Origin of the sequence: Niallia circulans (assembly GCF_007273535.1) — a bacterium.
Taxonomy (GTDB): Bacteria; Bacillota; Bacilli; order Bacillales; family Cytobacillaceae; genus Niallia; species Niallia circulans_B.
Genome location: NZ_RIBP01000001.1, coordinates 1 through 23,271, shown reverse-complemented (window position 1 = coordinate 23,271; position 23,271 = coordinate 1). Strand labels below are relative to the sequence as shown.

The 23,271-nt window shown below is 36.9% G+C and carries 18 protein-coding genes and 1 other annotated feature; of the genes, 11 read left to right on the top strand and 7 right to left on the bottom strand.

From position 1 onward, the window contains the following. Window positions 1–483 carry a DUF2975 domain-containing protein gene (locus tag CEQ21_RS01090; protein ID WP_185762864.1) on the bottom strand — a complete coding sequence of 161 codons (483 nt, stop codon included), beginning with the start codon at window positions 481–483 and terminating at the stop codon, window positions 1–3. Between the two features lie 147 nt (window positions 484–630). Next, a complete protein-coding gene (locus CEQ21_RS01085) occupies window positions 631–2,853 on the bottom strand; it encodes an RNA degradosome polyphosphate kinase (RefSeq protein WP_185762863.1) in 2,223 nt (740 codons plus the stop codon). A 240-nt stretch (window positions 2,854–3,093) separates the two neighbouring features. Between CEQ21_RS01085 and CEQ21_RS01080 the strand changes: the two genes are divergently transcribed. From CEQ21_RS01080 to CEQ21_RS01050, 7 genes are all read left to right on the top strand, one after another. After that, window positions 3,094–4,014 (top strand): Ppx/GppA phosphatase family protein, encoded by a 921-nt coding sequence (locus CEQ21_RS01080; protein ID WP_185762862.1) that lies wholly within the window; start codon window positions 3,094–3,096, stop codon window positions 4,012–4,014. 313 nt (window positions 4,015–4,327) lie between these two features. Further along, a complete protein-coding gene (locus tag CEQ21_RS01075; RefSeq protein WP_235907133.1) occupies window positions 4,328–5,701 on the top strand; it encodes a PepSY-associated TM helix domain-containing protein in 1,374 nt (457 codons plus the stop codon). A gap of 15 nt (window positions 5,702–5,716) precedes the next feature. Then, a complete protein-coding gene (locus tag CEQ21_RS01070; RefSeq protein ID WP_235907132.1) occupies window positions 5,717–6,193 on the top strand; it encodes a FixH family protein in 477 nt (158 codons plus the stop codon). A gap of 186 nt (window positions 6,194–6,379) precedes the next feature. Next, a complete protein-coding gene (locus CEQ21_RS01065; protein ID WP_419181562.1) occupies window positions 6,380–7,414 on the top strand; it encodes a FecCD family ABC transporter permease in 1,035 nt (344 codons plus the stop codon). Further along, a complete protein-coding gene (locus CEQ21_RS01060) occupies window positions 7,415–8,425 on the top strand; it encodes a FecCD family ABC transporter permease (RefSeq protein ID WP_185762860.1) in 1,011 nt (336 codons plus the stop codon). A gap of 18 nt (window positions 8,426–8,443) precedes the next feature. After that, a complete protein-coding gene (locus tag CEQ21_RS01055; protein WP_185762859.1) occupies window positions 8,444–9,355 on the top strand; it encodes an ABC transporter substrate-binding protein in 912 nt (303 codons plus the stop codon). A 199-nt stretch (window positions 9,356–9,554) separates the two neighbouring features. Further along, window positions 9,555–9,737, top strand: a complete 183-nt coding sequence (locus tag CEQ21_RS01050; protein WP_185762858.1) for a hypothetical protein — start codon at window positions 9,555–9,557, stop codon at window positions 9,735–9,737. A 383-nt stretch (window positions 9,738–10,120) separates the two neighbouring features. Here the strand turns inward: CEQ21_RS01050 and CEQ21_RS01045 are convergent, their stop codons facing one another. Continuing rightward, window positions 10,121–12,553, bottom strand: coding sequence for a sensor domain-containing protein (locus CEQ21_RS01045; RefSeq protein ID WP_185762857.1), 2,433 nt, complete (start codon window positions 12,551–12,553; stop codon window positions 10,121–10,123). Window positions 12,554–12,935: 382 nt separating this feature from the next. Between CEQ21_RS01045 and CEQ21_RS01040 the strand changes: the two genes are divergently transcribed. After that, window positions 12,936–13,412 carry a GNAT family N-acetyltransferase gene (locus tag CEQ21_RS01040; protein WP_185762856.1) on the top strand — a complete coding sequence of 159 codons (477 nt, stop codon included), beginning with the start codon at window positions 12,936–12,938 and terminating at the stop codon, window positions 13,410–13,412. Window positions 13,413–13,548: 136 nt separating this feature from the next. Here the strand turns inward: CEQ21_RS01040 and CEQ21_RS01035 are convergent, their stop codons facing one another. Continuing rightward, entirely contained in the window at window positions 13,549–14,934 is a 1,386-nt protein-coding gene (locus CEQ21_RS01035) for an amino acid permease (protein WP_235907131.1), read from the bottom strand. Between the two features lie 668 nt (window positions 14,935–15,602). On the opposite strand from CEQ21_RS01035, the gene CEQ21_RS01030 reads away from it, so the two are divergent. Continuing rightward, window positions 15,603–17,161, top strand: a protein-coding gene (locus CEQ21_RS01030) for an IS3 family transposase (protein ID WP_235907130.1) whose coding sequence is annotated in 2 segments (ribosomal slippage) — window positions 15,603–16,254 and window positions 16,254–17,161 — 1,560 coding nt in all. Because the reading frame shifts where the segments join, the coding sequence is not laid out codon by codon here. Between the two features lie 108 nt (window positions 17,162–17,269). Here the strand turns inward: CEQ21_RS01030 and CEQ21_RS01025 are convergent. After that, entirely contained in the window at window positions 17,270–18,124 is an 855-nt protein-coding gene (locus CEQ21_RS01025; RefSeq protein WP_185762855.1) for a YitT family protein, read from the bottom strand. Between the two features lie 190 nt (window positions 18,125–18,314). After that, window positions 18,315–18,543 (top strand) — a binding site (T-box leader). Between the two features lie 77 nt (window positions 18,544–18,620). On the opposite strand from CEQ21_RS01025, the gene CEQ21_RS01020 reads away from it, so the two are divergent. After that, a complete protein-coding gene (locus CEQ21_RS01020; protein WP_185762854.1) occupies window positions 18,621–20,321 on the top strand; it encodes a 2-isopropylmalate synthase in 1,701 nt (566 codons plus the stop codon). Window positions 20,322–20,465: 144 nt separating this feature from the next. Continuing rightward, window positions 20,466–21,119 carry an HAD family hydrolase gene (locus CEQ21_RS01015; RefSeq protein ID WP_185762853.1) on the top strand — a complete coding sequence of 218 codons (654 nt, stop codon included), beginning with the start codon at window positions 20,466–20,468 and terminating at the stop codon, window positions 21,117–21,119. Window positions 21,120–21,200: 81 nt separating this feature from the next. On the opposite strand, the gene CEQ21_RS01010 is transcribed toward CEQ21_RS01015, so the two are convergent. Continuing rightward, the gene (locus tag CEQ21_RS01010) at window positions 21,201–22,112 is read right to left on the bottom strand and encodes an ROK family protein (protein WP_185762852.1); all 912 of its coding nucleotides are present in this window, start codon (window positions 22,110–22,112) and stop codon (window positions 21,201–21,203) included. 184 nt (window positions 22,113–22,296) lie between these two features. Continuing rightward, entirely contained in the window at window positions 22,297–22,917 is a 621-nt protein-coding gene (locus CEQ21_RS01005) for a DUF975 family protein (protein ID WP_185762851.1), read from the bottom strand. Between the last annotated feature and the right edge of the window lie 354 nt (window positions 22,918–23,271).

The following is a 23,271-nucleotide window of genomic DNA, read 5'->3' as shown; positions in this document are numbered from 1 at the left end:
TCAGACCGTTAGATCATTTTCTGATTTTATTTCAATAGCTTCTTGTAAAAGCCTCTGAAGCACTGCCGCAAATACCGCAATTATCATAGATGCAAAGATGATGACCAAACCAATAATAATAACTCCAGGCGCATCATCTGCATCAGCCACGAAATAAAAGAGCGGCATTGCGATCACAAACAGTCCACTTATAATAATGGCGCAGTATTTAATTACCTTTAAAGATTTCACAGATAACTCCGAAAAGGCTTTATTCTTGTCAATAAAAATCAGCAGCTTGAATGCTTGATAAAGCGCAATATAAAAAGGAATGGCAGAAACATAAAAAAAGCTAATAACAAGATATTTTATATAAGTTATATTTGAAAGCAGCTCTCCTGCATATCTCCCGATTTCTGGAACAACAAAGATACATAATGCCAAAATGGGTAGACCAATAAAAATAACAGCTATCTTTAAAAACAGCGTGGAAACCTGGTTCACAAAAATACACCTCACTCATTAATTATGTATTCAATTTACCATAGAATTTATCGTTTTACAATAAATTAATATTGTTTTTAATTTTATTTTTATTGTTTAACCAAAAAAAAAGCATTCCTTGTATATAAAGGAATGCTCAGTAAAAGATTATTTTTTAAATATAGGTACAAATCCTTTAAGACGAAACAAAGACAATTCTGTAAAATTAAAGATTTTAGATTTTTTAACTGAATTCAAGTTTGCTGTCATGAGTTTCGTTCTATATTGGATTGCTTCTTCACAAAGTATTTTTTGACTGTTTATCTGTTTCTGGTTATCGTTTCTCTGTATATAACGATATCTGCCATTACTATCCTGTTCACGTGCTTTACAGTTGTCCTTCAGCATTAATAGCAAACAGTCATGAATTCTATCTTTTATATGTTTTTCTAATATTGGGAAAAGTATTTCCACACGATTTTCCATGTTTCGTGTCATCCAATCAGCTGAGGATAAAGATACATCTTCCGCACCGTTTTGATGAAAATAAAAGATTCTCGTATGTTCTAAGAATGCACCCACAATGCTTCGAACTCTTATGTTTTCACTGACACCCTTAATACCAGGTCTTAAGCAGCAAACTCCTCTGATGATAAGATCAATCTTAACTCCGGCAATGGATGCTTCATATAATTTCTTAATAATTATTTTGTCTGTCAACGAGTTCATTTTTGCTATGATTCTACCATTCTGATACTCTTTATGATAGTCCATTTCCTTATCAATTAACTCAATAAACGTATCACGAATTCCAAATGGTGAGACTGATAAATGCTCATAGGACGGTCTTTCCATATAACCGCTCAAATAATTAAAGAAATTAATCGCGTCAGTGCCTATTTTGTCATTGCATGTCAGCAATCCCATGTCTGTGTAAATTCTTGCTGTGGCATCATTATAATTGCCTGTCCCTAAATGGACATAACTTTGAACCCTGCCTTTTTCTCTGCGGATTACGAGTGTAATTTTGCTATGTGTTTTCAAATGGGTCATCCCATAGATTACATGACAGCCGGCTTGCTCCAATTCCCTCGCCCATTGAACATTATTCTCCTCATCAAACCGCGCCTTTAGCTCAACTAGAACCGTTACCTGCTTGCCGTTCTCTGCTGCTCGTTTAAGGCTTTCAATAATCGGGGAGTCACCGCTCACTCTGTACAAGGTTTGCTTGATTGCCAATACATTTTCATCATCTGCTGCCTGTGACATGAATTCCACAACTGGTTCGAATGACTCATACGGATGATGCAGCAAAACGTCCTGCTTCGCAATCTTCTCAAAGATAGTTCCTTCCCCTTCCAAGTCGATTGGCGGCTGTGGAATAAAAGTTCTTGCTGCAATATGCTCATGTGTTGCTTCGATTTTTTTGCAAAACGAAAACAGAAATGTTAAATCTAAAGGAGCTTGGACATCAAAAACGTCTTTTGAATGAATTTCAAGCACCTGTCTAAGGTAAGCAATCACCTCTTGACTGCTGTGCTGCTGCTGATATTCTAAGCGGACTGCTGCTCCTCTTTTCCGCTTCTTCAATTCTTCCTCGATTTCCTGCAGCAAATCTTCTGCTTCATCCTCATGTATGGTTAAGTCAGCATTCCGGGTAATTCGAAATGATGTCACAGATTTCACTTTAAATCCTGTAAATAACTTCTCAATAAAACTAGAAATCACTTCTTCTAGCAAAACAAATTTTCTTTCTTGACCTCTTTGTGAAATCTCTACTAAACGGCCAATAACTGCAGGAACTTGTACAATAACTAAATTGCCATCAAGGTCTAATTCCTTCCTTTTTTCTGCAGATTTTTCTTCAATAACTACCGCTAAGTTTAAGGATTTATTTAACAGCATTGGGAAGGGACGGTAAGCGTCAATTGCCATAGGAGTCAATACCGGGTAAACTTGTTCATCGTAAAATTTCTCCAAAATCGACATTTCCTTCGCGGAAACCTCGTCGATGGAAATGATGCGTACACCTTCTTCTTCTAATAAGCTGGCTAAATCACTGTATATTTTATCTTGACTTTTTACTAGCAAACGCGCCTTTTCAGAAATAGCACTCAACTGTTCTTTCGGAGTAAGCCCTGCCTTATTCTCAGGTTTATTAAACCCAGCCTTCACTTGATCCAGGAGTCCAGCAACACGTACCATGAAAAACTCATCCAGATTTGAACTAAAAATCGATAAAAATTTATACCTTTCCAATAAGGCATTTTGGTTATCTACCGCTTCTTCAAGCACTCGACTATTGAAATCGAGCCAGCTTAACTCTCGATTATTGTAATAGGAAGGATTATCTAGATTAACGGTGTTCCAATTCTCTTGATGAGTTTGCATTATTACATCCCCTTAACAATTATTGCTAATATTCTATAATTAGAATAACATGTGTACATCTGATTGCTTTGTAAATTTTTTGTAAATTTTTGTAGAAATATGCAGATATGGAGGTAGTAAGATTAAGATTTTATGCTATAGGGTACAATGGTTAGATGACTTTACAAAAGCTTAATATTTTTTCTTAACATTTTCTTATAAGATATACATATCATCATTTACATAAGGAGGATTCGATAATTGAAAGAGAATTCAATTGCTATCATAGACCTCGGATCTAATTCGATTCAATTTGCTATCTATAACATTGAAAACAATACTGTTCATACAGAGGAAGTAAAGCGGGTTAAAGTGGCTGCAAGGCTGATCAGTTACATAGATGAACAAGGAAACATAACAAGAGAAGGCATAGATTTAACCTTGCAAATTTTACAAGACTTCCAAAACATCGGTGCAGAAAATGGTGTAAGCAGAATGATTGGATTTGCCACTGCAGTGGTTCGGAATGCTGCTAACCAGGAAGAGGTTCTAGCAGAAATTCAGCAGAAAACAGCTATTCCATTTTCTATTCTAAGCGGCTATGAGGAAGCCTACTTTGGTTATCTTGGTATCATTCAAGCAATTGACTTGCAGGATGGTATTACCATTGATATCGGTGGAGGAAGCACTGAAATCACGCTATTCCGAAATCGACAATTAATTGAGTATTACAGCTTCCCATTCGGTGCAGTTAACTTAAATGAGAAATTTACAAAAGGTGAGATGGTGACAGCAGAGCAAATTGAAAAACTTCAAGCTTATCTGTCCGAACAACTGCAAACACTTCCGTGGTTATCTGCAGCTGGACTTCCTATTATTGGAATTGGTGGCAGTGCTAAAAATCTATCTCGCATACATAAAGCGAAAGATAAGAAAAACTCATTAAATATGACAATAGTAGATATCGACAATATATTCAAAGAGTTATCCTCTATAAGTGTGACGGAGCGTTCTAATATTAAGGGCTTATCCAAAAAAAGAAAAGATATTATCATACCAGCTATCAAAATTATCTCTACCTTAATGGAAATGACCAAGTCTCCCTATTTTTCCTACTGCACTCAATCAGTACGAGATGGATTCATTTATGACTTGCTTGAAAAAACGAATAATGCTTCTTAGAAAAAAACCACCGAACATTCGTCCGGTGGTTTTCTACTGTTGTTTGTTCAATGGAAGGTCGAACAAGACATGCTGAAATTAGGAATTAAGTTCATTATAAGCTAAAAACACTTCTTCATGTTTTAAGATTTTGTAAATTCTGTATATAATATGGTGATGAGTCTTGCTCCTATATACTATTCTTCTAACTTGAAGGATAGTATATAGGAGTCTACACAGTAGAATTCTTAACAATACTACTAAGTAATCCGATATATGTAAGGATAGCTTTAAGCAAACTAACTACTTAATTAAAGGAATGAGGAAGATACGAGTGCAGCCTGCAACTGTTGACAAGCAAACTCAAAATCAGAAGAAAAAACAAGCCGCTCTCTATAAAGCAATATGGAGATGGCATTTTTATGCTGGGATAATTTTCGCGCCGTTTTTAATTATCCTTGCATTCACTGGCTCTGTTTACTTATTTAAGCCACAAATTGAACAGGTGCTTTATCAAGATTTTTACGAAGTTAAACAGCAGAAAGAACGAATCCCCCCGTCTGAACAGGTTGATATTGTGACAAATCATTACGCTGGAGCAGAAGTTACGAGCTATCGTCCTGGGGAACAGGCAACTCGTTCAAGTGAGGTAAACATCACCTACCAAAACGAGACATTGACCGTTTTTGTTGATCCATACACTGGTACTATACTCGGTGAATTAAACAGCGATAATCGCATCATGGATTTAATAGAAGAAATTCATGGTGAGTTAATGGCAGGTACTGCTGGTGATAGAATAGTAGAACTTGCCGCTTGCTGGGCCTTTGTATTAATTGTAACTGGACTTTACTTATGGTATCCGCAAAAAAAGAAAAGCCTTGCCGGTACCCTTATACCTCGGTTCACGAAGGGCAATAACGTCCTTAGAAGAGATCTACATGCCGTACCTGCTTTTTGGATTACAGGCGGGCTGTTATTTCTTATTTTGACTGGATTGCCTTGGTCAGGATTTTGGGGAACTAACTTTCAATCGTTAGTAACAAATACAGGTGAAGGCTATCCTCCATCAGTGTGGGTGGGGGCAGCGCCTACATCTAATATTAAAACAAAGGATATTGCAGAAGTCCCATGGGCTGCTGAAACTTTAGATGTACCGAAATCAGAGCTTGAAGGCTTCATCCCCGTTTCCATTGACGATATCGTAACAACTGCTGAGCGGGAAGGAATGCATCCAAGCTATTCTGTTATTTTCCCATCAACAAAAGAGGGTGTTTACACGCTCTCTGCTTTTCCACCTAAAGCAAAGGATGAAGCAACCATCCATATCGACCAATATACAGGTGCTGTACTAGCTGATTATCGTTATGACAATTATGGACTTATCGGCAAGATAGTTGCTGTTGGGATTACTTTGCATAAAGGAACAGAACTCGGCTTCCTTAATCAATTAGTTAGCCTTCTTATTTGTCTTGGTACTATTTTAGTAGCATTCACAGGAGTTTATATGTGGTGGAAACGCAAGCCTAAAACAGGATTAGGAGCACCAAAAGCTCCAAATATAAAGAATATGAAACTGCTGCTCTTCCTGCTTATTTTTTTAGGAATCATATTTCCTTTAGTAGGCTTATCACTTATCTTTGTTTGGCTTATTGACTGGTTAATTATTCAAAGAGTTCCTAACGCTAAAAGGTTTCTAAATGCATAAAAGGTGGCTTATTTCGTGAAAAAAACATTATTAGCCCTATTATTATCTTGTTTAATTTGTCTGCTGTTGAGTGCCTGCTCCCTTCTTAAACAGGATGCGGCTTCCCTTTATAAAAAAGAAACGCCTCTTGAAGCTGTATTAGAGCTGCCTGCTTCTCTAAAAGCAAATGCAGTGACTGAAATAACAGTTACCCTTCTTCAAAATGGCGAAAAAGTTAATAATGCTGACTATGTCCATTTTGAAGTATGGAAACAAGATGGATCTACTGAAAAAATGATGGAAGAAGCAGATAAACAAGGAAATGGTGTCTATAGCATAAAAAAGACCTTAAGTAGTGATGGTCTTTATTACGTTAAAGTTCATGCAAGCTATCATGACTCTATCATTATGCCGCAAAAGCAATTTATTGTTGGTGAGCTTTCTGAAGACGATTTAAACTACTTACAGAAGAATCTTCCACAGCAAGAGGAAGATCATGAGCACCATCATTAATGTTTCAGAAAAAAGAGCTGAGTAGCTCTTTTTTTCTTTTCCTCTCCAACCTAAATCTAATTCTATTAGCCTATTTAATTAACTAAAAAAAGATTGCTTTGCGGAAATATTGTTCATATAATAGGGAAATGCAATTGATAATGATTTTCATTATTAGTAATTAATAAAAGGAAAAGGTTGACTTATATGCTGCAAACCCCTCATCAAAAACATTTAAATAATCGTTTACACAACATGTGGAGGCTACTATTATTCATTTTCTTCCTAGCTGGATTAATTGTTATATTAGTAACAGCAGTTTCTTTCGGAGCAAAGGATATCACCTTTCATAATGTTTGGACAGCGATTTTCAACTATGATTCCTCTCTGACTGAGCAGCAAATCATTTATGAACTGCGACTACCGAGAGTTATCGGTGCTGCAATTGTCGGTGCTGCTTTTGCTGTTGCCGGAGCACTTATGCAAGGTGTTACACGTAATCCTTTGGCAGATGCAGGGGTACTTGGCATTAATGCAGGAGCGATGTTCATTGTAACTTTATCCTTTGCCTTTTTTCCAAGCATCTCGTACTCGCTACTAATGGTATTTTCCTTTATAGGGGCTGCCCTTAGTACACTATTAATCTTTATAATGGGTGCTTCTGTTCCAGGTGGCCTGACCCCAATGAGATTAACCGTATCAGGAGCAGTAATTGCTGCTCTTTTGCACTCTTTAAGCGCAGGCATCGCGATATACTTCGATTTGAGCCAAGATCTTGCTTTTTGGTATGCAGGAGGAGTTGCAGGCATTAAATGGGACCACTTGAAGGTGCTGGTTCCTGTGATTGTGCTCACAATTATATGGGCTGTTAGCATGGGACGCTCTATATCCCTTATTGCAATAGGTGAAGAAACCGCCATGAATCTCGGCATAAAAGTGAATCTGATTAAACTCCTATCCATCATTGCAGCAGTCATTTTGGCAGGCGTATCTGTGTCGGCAGTCGGTTCTATCGGATTTATCGGACTAGTTATTCCACATATTGCTCGCAAGCTTGTAGGCTCTGACTATAGTTTTATCATTCCAATGTCAGCCTTGCTAGGGGCAATTCTCTTAATGCTTGCCGATTTAGGAGCCCGTACTGTAAATCCTCCACGAGAATTGGCAATCGGAATAATAGTCGCTGCAGTTGGTGTTCCTTTCTTTCTTTATACAGCGCGTAAGGTTGGGAGGGATTTATAGATGAAACCAAATTTACGCAGCTCTAAAACCCTTACAGTTGCTCTTGTGTTAATACTTATAAATGTTATTGTCATCTTAATCAGTTTGAATACAGGCTCACTGCGGATTGCACCACTTGAAGTAGTGCGAACTTTGTTTGGATTTGGTGATTTTAAATCCTCACTTGTGCTGTTTGACTATCGCCTGCCTCGCATCATCATTACCATATTGGCAGGCATAGGTCTTGGTATATCAGGCGCAATTCTGCAGGGCGTATCAAGGAATCCATTGGCAGACCCAGGCATTATCGGATTACATGCAGGTGCTTCTTTTGGGCTGATCATGTTCGTCACTTATTTTCATTCCTTAAACGATAAAGCCGCATTGCTTATTCCATTATTCACTTTTATTGGTGGATGCTTGACGGCGGTGACTATCATCTTACTTACATATGATCGTTATAAAGGGATACTGCCAATTCGACTCATCCTTGTCGGGATTGCGATAGCAGCCTGCTTTAATGCTATCACCTTGTTTCTGTCCCTTCGTCTTGACGAGGATACATACACATTTGCATCAAGGTGGCTCGTCGGCAATGTTTGGGGCAGGGATTGGATACATGTTATCGCCCTTTTACCGTGGATTGTTGTATTGACACCTCTTGGCTTTCTGCAGTCACGAAAGCTAGATGCTTTATCTTTTGGAGACAGTACGGCGGTGGGGCTCGGTGTTTCCGTGCTCCGCACTCGCTTAGGCATGCTCGCTATTGCTGTTGCCTTATCCAGTGCAAGTGTAGCGATGGTTGGTGGGATTGGCTTTATAGGACTCGTGGCACCCCACCTTGCCCGCCGTTTAGTCGGACCAAGACATCAGCATTTTCTGCCTGTCGCAGGGCTTCTCGGTATGGTCATACTTGTCTTATCAGATACTGTTGGCCGTTCGATCTTTCAACCAAATGCGATACCAGCTGGTATTGTTGTAGCAGCGATAGGCGGACCTTATTTTCTTTACTTATTAACAAAAACAAAATAATCCACCAAGGAGAACACAATGAAAAAGAAACTAGTTTTGTTATTTACAGCAATGCTGTTATTAATTCTTTCCGCTTGCGGACAAACGGCTTCAACCGACAGTAAGGAAAGTGACACGAAAACAGGCAAAGGCGAACCAAAAATCGCTTCTCTTTCTATCCATCTTACAAATGACCTGCTTGCATTAGGAGTTACTCCTGTCGGGTCTGTTGTCGGCGGCGAACTAAATGATTTTCTTCCACATGTTAAGGATCAATTGAAGAATTCAACAAAGCTTGGTCCTGCAAAAGACCCTGATATGGAAGCAGTCATTGCGTTAGATCCCTCTGTCATATATATTGATGAAGGAATTTCAGGTGAGGATATTTCGAAATTTGAAGACATTGCTCCAACAGAAAGCTTTAACCTTGATGAGGGAACTTGGCGTGATCATTTGAAGGCAATCGGCAAGCTCGTCGACCGCACCAAGGAAGCGGAAGATTTCATTGCAGACTATGAAAACCTGACAAGTGAAGTGAAAACATTGGCTGCAGATGAACTCGGCAAAAACAGTAAAGTGATGGCTATCCGTGTAACTGCTAAAGAGCTTCGTGTATTTACAACAAAACGTCCACTTGGCCCAATACTATACGATGATTTAGGATTCACGCCAGCAACAGGGATCAAAGAATTAGATTCAACACAGCCATATGAAGTCATTTCCCAGGAAGTTTTACCTGATTTCGATGCAGATGCTATTTTTGTAGTCGTAAACAGTGACGACAAAGCCCAAACAGCCTTCAAGCAGCTCGAAGAATCCCCAATTTATCAAGGTTTAAAGGCTGTCAAAAACAAGCATGTTTATGTTGTTTCCGATCAGCCATGGCTTGACTACTCCGCACTCGGCAACAAGCTTGCGATGGAAGAAGCTAAGAAGCTGTTTTCGAAGTAAACAGTAAAAAATCCTATGGGTATCCATAGGATTTTTTTGCTTTTATTCCATGTGTCTAGCAATCCCATTAACTCCAAAATAACGTAACTGACCTAGCTATCTTAAACTTTATTTGTATTGCTTTTATTTAATATGAAACTATTTATTTAAATAGTCGTATATACAGTCAGTTTGTAATTACGTAAAAAGGTAGTGGAATATGAATAGGAAATTGGATAAGAAAAAATACTGGATACTTATGCCTCCCTTTGCGATTACTGCATTATTATTAGCAGCTTATCTACCAGATGAAAAGAGGATGTACTCATTTCTAGTGATAATAGCTTTTTGGTTTACATACTATACTTGGAAATATATTGATAAGGATAAAAATAAGCAATAGAAAGAAGCATAGTTTCCTGAGCTGGAAAATATGCTTTTTGTTTTTTAAGTAAAATTTACATTTTTTTGTTCTTTCCACTTCAAAATTACCATGCCCTAATTGTTAATTGGCAGGTTTGCACAAGTAGTATCTTATTAATATTAAACATATTATCAGCGATAAAAAGCCTACAAAAACGAAGTATTCTGTTCCTAAACCAGAGATAAATAAACCACCTGCAGCTATCCCGATAGTCATTCCCAGATTGCCGGATGTTAGAAATAACCTATTGAAAAATTACGGAACCACTGAGTCTGATGACACAACCCAATATTGCAGAATATTTCCCCCTGCTCCAGCTGCAAATGCATCAGCTTCTTTGCCTTCAGTTATAATTTCAAATATTAAGTCGTCGTTAAGTAACTCTTCATTTGATGATATTCAACGAAAGAAGTAGAAGGTATTGGTTTACTATAATAATATCCTTGAATTTCGTCACAATCCCATTCTTGCAGATATTGTAATTGTTCTTTTGTTTCCACACCTTCTGCTGTTACTTTGATATCAAGATTCTTAGCAACTGATACTAATGATTGAACAATAGCAGCATGGTTCTTATTGCTTGTAAGATCTCTGATAAAGGATTGATCTATTTTAATTCTGTCTAATGGAAATTTAGATAAGTACGTTAAAGACGTATATCCGGTACCGAAATCATCCATGGTAATTTTAAAGCCAAGCTTTTTTAGTTGATTGATTTTTTCTAATGTTAATTCTGTATTTTCTATAGCTAGGCTTTCCGTTATCTCTAAATCTATTTTTTCTGGAGATACAGAAAACTCTTCTAGGCTTCTTAATAAAAATGGGATAAAGTTATCGTCAATGAACTGTTTTGGTGATATGTTTATAGACAAGTGAAAGTTAATTGGAGAATGTGAATTCCACTCACTATACTGTCTAAAGGCTCTTCTAATTATCCAGTTGCCTAACGGAATAATTAAATCAGTATCCTCTGCTAAAGGAATAAATTCTCCAGGGCTGATAAAGCCCTTTTGAGGATGATGCCATCGTATAAGAGCCTCTGTACCAACAATATTTTCATCTTTTATATCGTGTTTAGGTTGGTAATAGAGTTCAAACTGTTCTTCTTGTATAGCATTTTTGATTTCTTCGTACATCGTAATCTTCGAAAGCATATCATGCTCTAAGCAAGATTCATATTCTGAATAGTTGTTCCGTCCAGCTTTTTTGGCAGCATACATGGCCATATCGGCATGTTTTATTAATGTATTACAATTGTCACCATCATTGGGATAATAAGAAACACCGATACTCAATGTGATTTCTTTTTGCACACCTGCTATTTTAAAGGGTCGCTTCATTTCTGTTTGTATATCTTTTATTAATCTTTTAACTTCGTCTGAGTTTTTCATCTCAGTAAAACAGATTAGAAATTCATCACCGCCGAGTCTGCCGATTAACCCTCTATTCCTAATGGTATTTTGGAACCTTTTTGCAATGAGCTTAAGCAATGTATCCCCAGCTGCATGACCAAGATGATCGTTAATATCCTTGAACATATCTACATCCATTAATATTGTCGCAAAATTAATCCCCTTATTAATTTGCTCATCAACCTGTCCATAAATCCCACGACGATTCAACAGTCCTGTAAGCTCATCGTGATACGCTAAGAAGTTTACCTTATCTTGCACTTGATTTTGTTCTGTTACGTCCTGGGCAATGACATATATACCTGTGATAGAGTCATCTATTTTAATTTGAGTCGCTGTAATTTTGAGATTTACTTTTTTATTATTTTTGGTGAAAATAAAGGACTCAAAGCAAATGCTGCTTCCTTTGATAACCTCATAAAGAGATGCAGTTAAGCTTTCCGTTTCCTGTTTTAACACAAGGTCTGTTATTTTCAGCTGGAGTATTTCTTTTAAATTGTAACCAGTTAACGTTAAGGCAGAGGGATTAACTTCTTTGAAATTGCCTTCCAAATCTAAAATAAAAATCGCATCCGGATTATACTGAAATAATGATCTGTATTGCTGTTCATTAATTTTAAGTTTCATATTCTGATTCTCTACTGTACCATTCTGATGTATCATTTGGTTTTCAATATAATTAATCGTTATGATAAATAATACAAGTAAACTGATGATAGAAACCATAACGATAGAGAAATCTGCAGCTTGGAATAAACTTTGTATAAACATATAGATAGTTGAACCGAAAGAAATACTAAATACCGTAAAGAAAGCAGAGCTCTTCGCATACGTTATTCCCCTGTTAATCATTAATCGATCTAAATGGAAATGCTCAATAATTCGCGCTATATTATAAATAGAAGTAGTTAAAAGTGTAACAGAATAAAGCACATTTACATTATTTATGTATAAAGGAATCGAGTAAACTTTATCTAATAAGTAAACGATGTAAAGTAAAATAAACGAAGCAACGAAAACACTCAAAACAAGATAAGGAATAATTCCTTTCTTTTTGTTCGTATTATATCTAGATGGCTTGACCGCTACTTTTCCAATAGTATTCAGGAGAAAAAAGCACACAAAACAGAACAAAAAAGTATATAAAGTATTTTTAAAAGTAAGCATTAAACTTTCTTTTGACAATTCAACTGCTTTTAAGCTTAGAAGACCAATGTAGGGAATAATAGAAATGATGAAACCACATAAAACAGCTAAAAATAACGTATATATTGCTTCATGCATTTTCTTCCCTGCTACTGTTGTGGTTACATACATATTTGTATTCAATAAAGTAACACAAATAATACAACATAAAACTAAATACAAAATCGGATAGCCCATAATAACACCCCTACCAAAGACCCATATCACTACTTTAGACCTATTATATATTGCAACTGATTAAGAAAGGAAGATAATTGCATTTGTTAATGTTTGACAATCAACAACATCAACAGAAGTATATATACAACTTCTCATTCTTCTCTCTACCAATTACTTCCACTGTAAAAAGTATAAATATCTTCCTTACTAAGGAAAATTATTTAGTTCAATTTACCCATTTTTTCCTTCAACTAAACTTTTATTCAGTTAATAGTGATAAAAAATTATATGGAGATAATTTACTATATACATTTTCATTAGTTAATGATTATAAAATATTTGTATTTTCAAAAAAATGAGGTAACATTTACTTATCACAAAGAACAAAGGGGAATATTACATGATTGTTAGAGAGATAGAACACCAAGATAATGAAACAATAGCTACTATCATCAGGCACTCACTTGAGTCTGTCGGTTTAAATATTAAAGGCACTGCTTATTTTGATCCATCGTTAGATAATTTGACCTCTTACTACAATTCGCTAGAATCCGCTGCCTACTGGGTGGCAATGCTTGATGGTGAGGTAGTCGGCGGTATAGGAATAGCCCCTTTCAATGAAGAAAGCGGCATTTGTGAATTACAAAAGCTATACTTAAGCCCTAAAGCCCAAGGCAAAGGCTATGCTAACCTTTTGATGAACACTGCCTTGGACTTTGCTGCAAAGCATTTTGATTATTGCTATTTGGAGACACGCCAACAATTGAAGGCTGCGTGTGCGCTCTATGAAAAGTTTGAATTTGAACTATTGGCAAAGCCATTGGAAGGGTCAGAGCACTCAGCAATGGATGCATGGTACATGAAGAAGCTGAAATAAGCTAAAACAAGTAAACGACACCTGCAAACACTAGCAGCTGTCGTTTATTTTGCCATCCTACTAAATGGCCAGCCCTCTGAATTTATACCTGCAATAATGAAGGAAAACAAAAAAAGCAGCCAAAGGCTGCTTCCTATTAATTATTCAATTTACTATTTTTCTTTGAAAATACGAAGTAAATAACCGTTCCAACTGCTAGCCAAATAACAAAGGCAATCCAAGTAATTCCTGGCAAGCTGATAGCTAAACCAATACAAAGAAGAGCACTGATAATTGGCAATACTGGTACGAATGGTACTCGGAAGGAACCTTTCAATTCAGGGAATTTTTTACGCAGCACAATAATCGCAATTGAAATTAGCGTAAAGGCTGCCAATGTACCCATATTAACTAAATGAGCTAGTGTAGACAAATCAACAAAACCAGCGATACATGCAGCAATAATTCCTGTCAGCCATGTATTTTTGAATGGTGTTTTTGTCTTGTTGTTAACAGAAGAAAGCATCTTTGGCAGAAGACCATCACGGCTCATTGCATAGCTTAAACGCACTTGTGCATAAATCAATGCAAGGATAACTGTTGTAATTCCCATTACAGCCCCTATTGAGATAATACCTGCAACTGAATTTTGTCCTACTGATTCTAATGCAAGTGAGACTGGTGCACCCACACCTAGTTGTGTGAATGGAATCATTCCAGTTAAGACCGCTGAAACAGCGATATATAGTACTGTACAAATTGCCAGTGACCCAATAATTCCGATTGGCATTGTTTTACCTGGGTTTTTCACTTCTTCAGAAGCTGTTGCAATAACATCGAAGCCAATATATGCAAAGAAAACAGTTGCTGCTCCGGTAATTATCCCATCGAAGCCAAATGGCATGAATGGAGTCCAGTTATCTGGCTTCACATACCAAACACCGACAATAATGAATAATAAGATAACTGCTAGTTTAACAAAAACCATAATATTGTTGAATTTAATACTTTCTTTTACACCTTTTGAAACCAATGCAGTAATAGCTAAAATAATAAGCATCGCTGGAAGATCGACAAGCCCGCCTTTCCCTACTCCTGGGGCTGACGTTATGCTTGCTGGCAAGTTAAGATTAAAGCCTGCAATCAAGGATTGGAAGTAAGCTGACCAGCCTGTTGCGACTGCTGCTATGGCGAGAACATATTCCATCATCAAGTCCCAGCCAATTAAAAAGGCAAATAACTCACCTAGTGTTGCATAAGTGTATGTGTAAACACTGCCGGACAGCGGAACTGCCGACGAAAATTCTGCATAACAAAATGCTGCAAGCGCACAAGCAATTCCTGCAAGTACAAAGGATAAAATAATGGCTGGACCTGCACTTTCTGCTGCTACAACACCTGTTACAACGAAAATACCTGTACCAATTACACAGCCGACACCCAAAAAGATGAGATCCATGATCCCCATCGATCGGCTTAGCGTTTTATTTTGAGATTGCGAAATCATCACATTCACAGATTTTCTACGAAAAAGTTGACTCAAAGCTGTAATCCTCCCAGAATGTTAATTAAAATTAAAATTTTCAAACAATTAAGTTTAAAAAAGTGTTACTCTATTAATTGTTCAGAATTTTACTCCGCTGATTATAAAAGGTATAAATACATTATGTCAATGGAAGTTTTCTTGTATTTTTTACTTTCTCCATAACAATACTTTAATACAATAGTATTAGTCCGTTCTCCTATTATTTCCGTAAGATTACTAACCTTTTTTATGTTCAGCTTAAATAAGTGCTAGTAGCTTGTTGAGGATTTCACATTCTATTAAGAGTAATCTATTCTTTTCTTAAGCAGGAAATCACTATCATAAGCATGGAAATCTTTTGCTTTGTTATTCTTCTATAACTTATCCTTCAGAAAAATTTTCTCGATTTTTATCTTTAAATAAAAAATGAGGCTGGAACAAAACAAAAGATAACCTTTCTAAACAAGAATAATAAAATTACATCTAATTTTTAAAAAATGAGGCTTCTGACTAAATAGAATATGGGTTCAAAATAAGTTCTTTCTATTACGCTACACTAAGATTTCTAATTATTATATTAAAACTAAAAACAAAAAAAAACGAACTATTTAATCAAAAGTGATAAGCTCCCCTATAGGTAGACAGGTTAAAAAATAAAATCTGGATACTATAGGGGAGTATTTTTTATGTCTCGAAAGTTTTACTCTGCAGAAGAAAAATATGAAATAGTGAAGGCGTTTGATGAATCACTTTCTTCACTTAAAGTGGCATCCATTTATAAAGTACATCATGCCACCGTTTTGGAATGGAAATATAAGTTTGATACCTTTGGCTTAGAAGGATTAAAGGAGTCTTCCGCATGGAAAAAATATTCGGAAGAACTAAAGTTATCCGCCATAAAAGAGTATTTGTCCGGTGGTTCTTCGATTCGTGAGGTTTCTAGAATGTATGAAATATCCCATCCCTCTGTCCTCAGAAGTTGGATTAGGAAGTATAATAGTCATAGTGAATTAAAAGATGCGTCACAAGAAAGGACGGGCTCTATGACTAATGAAAGCAAACTAACTTGGGAAGAACGATTACATATTGTACTTGATTGCTTGGGGAACGGAAAAAATTATCAAGAAGCAGCGGATACGTATCAAGTTTCTTATCAACAAGTTTATCACTGGGTAAAGAAGTATGAAGATGGCGGAGAAGAAGCGTTGAAAGATAGACGTGGTAAAAGGAAAGAGGAATCAAAGCTAACTCCAGAAGAAAAATTCAAGCTTCAAATGAAAAAGCTAGAAAAAGAAAATGAACGGTTACGTGCGGAGAATTTGTATTTAAAAAAGTTGGAGGAGATAGAAAGGAGGAGAAAATAAAGCCTATCCGATTCGAGGATAAATATATCGCTATCCAGGAGCTTCACAGGGAAGAAAACATAAGTATTTCTTTACTTTGTGAAATAGTCAAAATAGCACGATCCGCCTATTATAAATGGCTGAATCGTCTCCCTACTTCCCAGGATTTACTGAATGAAAAAATCATAAAAGAAATGAAGATTCTTCATGAAAAAGTGGATAGCACCTTCGGTTATCGTCAAATGACGCTTCACATGAATAGACAGTTTAAAGAGAAACTTAATCATAAAAGAATCTATCGACTAATGAAAGTGGCGGGCTTACGCTCGATTATCCGCACCAAGAAAAAACGTTATAAACACTTTACTCCTAAACAGGTGGCGGAAAATAGACTAAATCGAGAATTTACTGCGGAAAAACCAAATGAAAAATGGGTTACAGATGTAACGGAATTTAAGTATGGCCAATCAAGGAAGGCTTATTTAAGTGCGATTCGTGACCTTTATGATGGCTCCATTGTAAGTTTTGTTATAGGACATTCCAATAATAATAGACTTGTATTTAAGACGCTAGACCAAGCAACTGCACTATTATTAGAGGAGGAACATCCACTTATCCATAGTGATCGTGGGTATCAATATACCTCCAAAGGATTTAAGCAAAGGATAGATGCGGCGAAAATGACGCAGAGTATGTCAAGAGTTGGTCGGTGTATTGATAATGGACCGATGGAATCTTTTTGGGGAACACTGAAATGTGAGAAGTATTATATACATAAATATAATACATTTGAGGAACTTGAACATGCGATAGAGGAGTATATTCATTTTTATAATTATGAAAGATATCAAAAGCGATTAAACGGCTTAAGCCCTATGGAATATAGAGCTCAAGCTGTTTAAATCTTTTTTATTATTTCAACTGTCTACTTGACAGGGGGCATTTCAAAGTTGATTAAGTAGTTCGGTCTTTACGCTGGTTCACATACTTATGTCCCAGCCTCCATATCATTAGCTTCTTGGAAAATCTCTCGGCAATGAAAATCCTCTGCCGATAATGTCTGAAGCATTTAAGAAAATCACAAAGGAACTATTGTCGCTTCTTTGGATAAGTTCTTTTAAATATACAGCCTCAGATTGTTCTACAACACTGAATAGTAATGCCTTCTTCTGATTGCTGTATCCTCCTTCAGACCAAACCTTTGTGAAGCCTCTGTCAATTTCATTACGAATTAAATCTGTAATTTTCTGTTCGTTTTCTGTCACTATTAAGACTAGCTTTGAAGTGGATGAACGAAGCTGGACGACATCTATTGATTTTCCAATGATAAACATGGCTATCATGCCATATAATGCTCTTTCAAAATCAAAAACGAACATGGCTACTATCACGATACAGCCGTCAATAAGAAATTGTGAATAACCACTCGACAAACGAGTATATTTTTTAATGAGCTGTCCAAAAATTGTTGTCCCACCAGTAGAGCCTTTACCACGGAATACAAGACCAATCCCGATTCCGCTAAGTATTCCTCCGTAAATAGAAGCAAGCAATGGATCTTCTACTGAGAACGGTAAATACGATGTCAGCCAAATAAATGTTGGCAGCAACATTGTTCCAACAAAGGTGCGGATGCTGAAATCCTTACCAAGAAGAAAATAGCCTACAACAAAAGTTGGAATATTGATTGCCCATTGTACAACTGCCGGGCTCCACCCATTCAATTTGTTCAAAATGATACTTATTCCAGCTACTCCTCCTGCCGTAATAGATGCAGGCAATAGAAATATATTAAATGCCAAACCTACTAAAAATGTTCCAAGAATAATTAAACTATAAGAACGAAATTCTTGTTTACTTTGCATTGTGTTAAAATCCTTTCTCTTACTGAATATAAGATTTAATCATAACTTAACAATAGATTTCCGACAATAGCGAAAAACAATGTCAGAAAATATAACAAGTTACTAGACAATTTAGAAAAGTTTCAAAATGACAAAAATCGTCTGTTGACTGAATTCAAAATTAATTATAAAATGGAGAAAATTAAGAAAACGAAACGCTAGGATTGGGAGTATTAAGGGATATTTATTGCTTAGAGAGCTGTCGGCTGGTGAAAGACAGACAATAAACTCCCCCAACTCGCCCAGGAGTGGTAAGGCTGAAATGTAAGTCTTAACGGCTGACTGCCGTAATCAAGTCGTAAAGTGGGTTCACCCCCGATTTCTATTTCAGGTGAATCAAAAAGAGTGGTACCACGAAGGTAAAGCCTGTCGTCTCTTATAGAGACAACGGGCTTTTTTTATTTTCCTTACAAAAATTTCTTTCTATTAAATTAATCCGAAAAGGTGGTCAGTAGTGATGAAAAATACCGAAAAATATTCCAGAGGTTATTTTACCCCTCCAGCTAAAAGTTTGAAATGGACAGAGAAAGAGTACATTGAAGCAGCTCCAACATGGTGCAGTGTGGATCTTCGTGATGGCAACCAAGCGCTAATTGTGCCAATGAGCCTTGAAGAAAAACTGGAATATTTTCAATTGCTATTGGAAGTTGGCTTCAAGGAAATTGAAGTTGGTTTTCCGGCAGCATCTGATACAGAATATGCCTTTTTACGGACATTAATTGAACAAGACTTAATTCCAGAGGATGTAACAATCCAAGTGCTGACACAATCCAGAGAGCATATTATTAAAAAGACGTTTGAATCTCTTAAAGGTGTTAATAAAGCAGTTGTCCATCTGTACAACTCCACATCTGTTGCACAGCGGGAACAGGTTTTCCAAAAGTCTGAACAAGAAATAATTGATATTGCCGTTACTGGCGCTAAGCTATTGAAAAAATACGCAGCAGAAACAGAAGGCAACTTCAAATTTCAATATTCGCCTGAAAGCTTCACAGGAACAGAAATAGAATTCGCACTTAACATCTGTAACAGTGTACTAGACATCTGGCAGCCAACTGAGGATAACAAGGTTATCATTAACTTGCCAGCAACTGTATCCATGTCGATGCCACATGTTTATGCAAGCCAAATTGAATACATGAGTGAGCATTTAAGCTTTCGGGACAATGTCATTCTGTCGCTACATCCACATAATGACAGAGGTACAGGTGTTGCAGATGCCGAGCTTGGAGTTCTTGCAGGTGCACAAAGGGTGGAAGGAACATTGTTCGGAAACGGGGAACGAACAGGAAATGTTGACATTGTCACACTTGCATTGAATATGTATTCACACGGCGTAGAGCCGAATTTGAATTTTAATAATATTCCTGGCATCCTAGCAAAATACGAAAAATTGACAAGAATGAGGGTTCCTGAAAGACATCCATATGGTGGAGAGCTTGTCTTTACAGCATTCTCAGGCTCCCATCAGGATGCCATTGCTAAAGGCATGAAATGGCGTGAGGACAAGAATTGCGACTATTGGACAGTCCCTTACCTTTTGATTGACCCTAAAGATATTGGGAGACAATATGAAGGAGACATTATCCGCATTAACAGCCAATCCGGTAAAGGTGGCATCGGTTATATCCTTAAACAGAATTACGGCCTTGATCTTCCTGCTAAAATGCGTGAAAGCTTTGGATATGCTGTTAAAAGAGTATCTGATAACCTTCATAAGGAGCTTATGCCTGACGAAATTCATGACATCTTCCTGAATGAATACGTCAATATAGATGCTCCTGTTGAATTCATTGAATATCAATTCACGCAAAATAACAGCTATGACACAACAGTGTCAGTGAAAAAGGACAATACCGTCCATGAATTAAGTGGTAAAGGGAACGGAAGGCTTGACGCTATCAGTAATGCCTTGCAATCCTCATTGGGTATCCAATACAAGGATTTAGTTTATACAGAGCATGCCCTTGAAACAGGTTCCGAGTCAAAAGCCGTTTCTTACGTAGGCTTTACAGCCGCAAACGGCTCCGTTTACTGGGGATGTGGAATTGATGCAGACATTATGACCTCCTCCATTAAAGCCCTGTTCAGTGCCGTTAACAATATGGTCAGCAGTGAACAGCCGGCTGCCGAGCAAGGATACTCCTTGTCTAAATAAATGATTGAGAACCCTGTTTATGCAGGGTTCTTTATGTTTAATTAAACTATGTTAATATTATTAATGTGGATGGGAAACTTTTTGTTTCCTAATAATCCTCTGTTCATGTTAATAAACAGCAAACGTATCTTAAAGGAGGAACATATGATAAAAGGAATCATTTTCGACTTTGATGGGCTTATTTTTGACACAGAAACACATCAGTACCACTTACTGCAGGAGTTATTTACAGAACACAGCTGTGAATTGCCTTTAGAATTATGGCAAAAAGAAATAGGCACACACACAGATTTCTCCCCATTTGTTTACCTGGAAGAACAGTCTAAAAGAAAACTCGACTTAAAAATTTTAGAAACAGCTTTTCAAGAAAACTTTATTAGCAAGCTCGAACTAGAAAAAGAAAGACCTGGTGTTAAGGATTATCTTGATACAGCCAAATCTTTAGGTTTGAAAATTGGTCTCGCTTCAAGCTCAAATTATGATTGGGTTTCCAAGCATTTAAAGAGATTAGGTTTATTTGATTATTTTGACTGCATCAAAACCTCTGACGATGTAGAAAAAGTTAAACCAGATCCAGCTCTATACATAGAAGCTGCCCGTTGCCTTGAGCTGCAGCCAAATGAATGCATAGCATTCGAAGATTCTGCTCACGGGGCACAAGCAGCTAAAACAGCAGGCTTAAATGTTGTTATTTTCCCAAATGAAGTGACAAATGCCATGCAATTCTGTGATGTGGATTACCGCTTTGATTCCATGCAGGCAATGCCACTAGCTGATTTAATATCCAAATATAAATAATAGAAGTAGCATAAAAAGGAATAACCTCACATGGGGCTATTCCTTTTATTTTTTAACATTATTTTTTCGTCTTCGAATTAGCTATTGTTTAATCACTATTTCCTTTTCCTTGCTGACAAAAAAGTGATAAAGCGCCCCGTATAGGTTTGCATCATTTCGGAACTTGCAAACATCTATTTTCGGATTTGCCATATGGGGAGAATTAGCTGACTTTATTTCCTCTATTGCCCACTTTGTTCTTTCAATTAAGATAGGCTGGGCACTGATTCCGCCGCCAATTGCAAATATCTCCGGATCTAAAATATATTGCAGGTTCAATATTTGGGAAGCTAGATAAAAACAAAACTCATTGAATATTTCATTAGCTTCTTCATCCTGATTGTTTATGTATTCAAATACAGCTTCACCATCTGTTGGATCATCCAGCTTCTTTGCTTCTCCGATAAGACGCACCATGCGCACTGCCGAACAATCGGAGCCAAAAAATTGTGCTTTCCTGCTTGTCATGTCTATTTTATCCATCACAAAGCTCATTTCACCAGCAGACAGATTCACTCCACGATGCAGCTTGCCATCAACGACAATACCACCGCCTACACCGCTTCCGAGCACTAATACGACTGCGTCCTTAGCTTCTTTAATACTGCCAAGCCACAATTCAGCTAAAGCAGCACATTTCCCGTCATTTTCAATGGAGACATCTTTTCCGTACCTGTCCCCAATTCTTTTTGCCAAATTCACTTCATGAAGAAATGGGAAAGACCCTCCATAATAAATCATACCTGTATCAACATCTACCGTCCCTGGACAGCTTACGGCAATCCCTTTAACGGCTGATAAGTCGTGATCATCCAAAATACTAAACAGGACCTCTTCAAAATCGTCCAAATTCGTTCGAGGCGCGGGCCTTTTCCCTTTTGAAGAAATGTTCCCAGCAGTATCCATCAAAGCATATTTAACAAACGTTCCACCGATATCAAGTACGAAATACATATATAATTCTCCTAGTCTTTTTGATGATTTTTAATTGTGTTTATCTGAATAGTTGAAGTACTATAATATTTCGCCGCAGAAATGGGTTTTTCCTTTTTTAATGAATAGAATTCAATCCTTGCCAAAAAGTTTGGTTACTTATCCTCAAAGTAGCACACTTCTTATAAACCTAATTCCCCTTCTCCTAAGCTATATATTTATCATAAAAAACACCTTGTGTTGTGAGAAGATAAGGACTAAGCCAAAGACTGCCTATCCCTGAAGTAAAGCTGACAACAATTCCCCATCCAATAAAACTAAGATTCAACATGAAGTACCTCCACTTATAACCGTGCATCCGCCTCCTGCTTTCTGCAAGTGCTTCAAATATCGTGTATTCTGGATGATCTTTAAGCAAATAAAACGCTTGAGAATAGGGAATTCCTTTTATAATTCCTGGTATTACGAAAAGGAACGACCATAGAATTATGAGTACTATTTGAGCAATCGCTAATTTTATCATCTTTAAAAGTAAAATTATATTATTGTACGGTTTTAATACTTCGCTAATCCGCGGTGAATTCCGCCTTGCAATATCTAAAAAAAACCAGGTGATAGAAATAGATAATGGTATCAGCAGCAAAGATACCACTCCCCCTGCAAAGGAAAGTACTGTTGTTAATGGTAAATTAGAAGTCTCTTTCACGGGTATATCAAATAGAAAGGGTATAAATAAATTAATTGAAAAGAAAATAATAAATACTAACACATTACCTATAGCTAAAATAAACCAAACTAACACAGCCATTCCCCAATTATTCTTCAATGCATCCAATGCTTCTTGTTACATTATCTGCATCATTTCACCTCAAATTCTTTTATTTTTATTTTATTGTTTTACTCCTACAACAAAGTTTCTTTTCTGAAACGTTCCATTTCACTAATACTAAGCATTATTGAACACAAAAAAGCCGAATGACCTTAATTAGTCACTCAGCGATTACTAATATTTTAAACATCCAATTATGCTTAGCTGGTTATTTTCCCCAGCGCCTTCGCCAGTCTTTTGATACCAATAGGAATTTCCTCATCACTAGCTTTTCCATATGTAAGACGCATAAAGTCTGACTTTGTGCCAAGGATAGAGCCTGGTGTAAATATAACTCCTTCCTCTATTGAC

Coding starts and splice junctions, on each gene's coding strand:
- CEQ21_RS01085 (WP_185762863.1), bottom strand. CDS start 2,853: ATGCAAACTCATCAAGAGAATTGGAACACCGTTAATCTAGATAATCCT.
- CEQ21_RS01065 (WP_419181562.1), top strand. CDS start 6,380: ATGCTGCAAACCCCTCATCAAAAACATTTAAATAATCGTTTACACAAC.
- CEQ21_RS01060 (WP_185762860.1), top strand. CDS start 7,415: ATGAAACCAAATTTACGCAGCTCTAAAACCCTTACAGTTGCTCTTGTG.
- CEQ21_RS01055 (WP_185762859.1), top strand. CDS start 8,444: ATGAAAAAGAAACTAGTTTTGTTATTTACAGCAATGCTGTTATTAATT.
- CEQ21_RS01050 (WP_185762858.1), top strand. CDS start 9,555: ATGAATAGGAAATTGGATAAGAAAAAATACTGGATACTTATGCCTCCC.
- CEQ21_RS01045 (WP_185762857.1), bottom strand. CDS start 12,553: ATGGGCTATCCGATTTTGTATTTAGTTTTATGTTGTATTATTTGTGTT.
- CEQ21_RS01040 (WP_185762856.1), top strand. CDS start 12,936: ATGATTGTTAGAGAGATAGAACACCAAGATAATGAAACAATAGCTACT.
- CEQ21_RS01025 (WP_185762855.1), bottom strand. CDS start 18,124: ATGCAAAGTAAACAAGAATTTCGTTCTTATAGTTTAATTATTCTTGGA.
- CEQ21_RS01020 (WP_185762854.1), top strand. CDS start 18,621: ATGAAAAATACCGAAAAATATTCCAGAGGTTATTTTACCCCTCCAGCT.
- CEQ21_RS01015 (WP_185762853.1), top strand. CDS start 20,466: ATGATAAAAGGAATCATTTTCGACTTTGATGGGCTTATTTTTGACACA.
- CEQ21_RS01010 (WP_185762852.1), bottom strand. CDS start 22,112: ATGTATTTCGTACTTGATATCGGTGGAACGTTTGTTAAATATGCTTTG.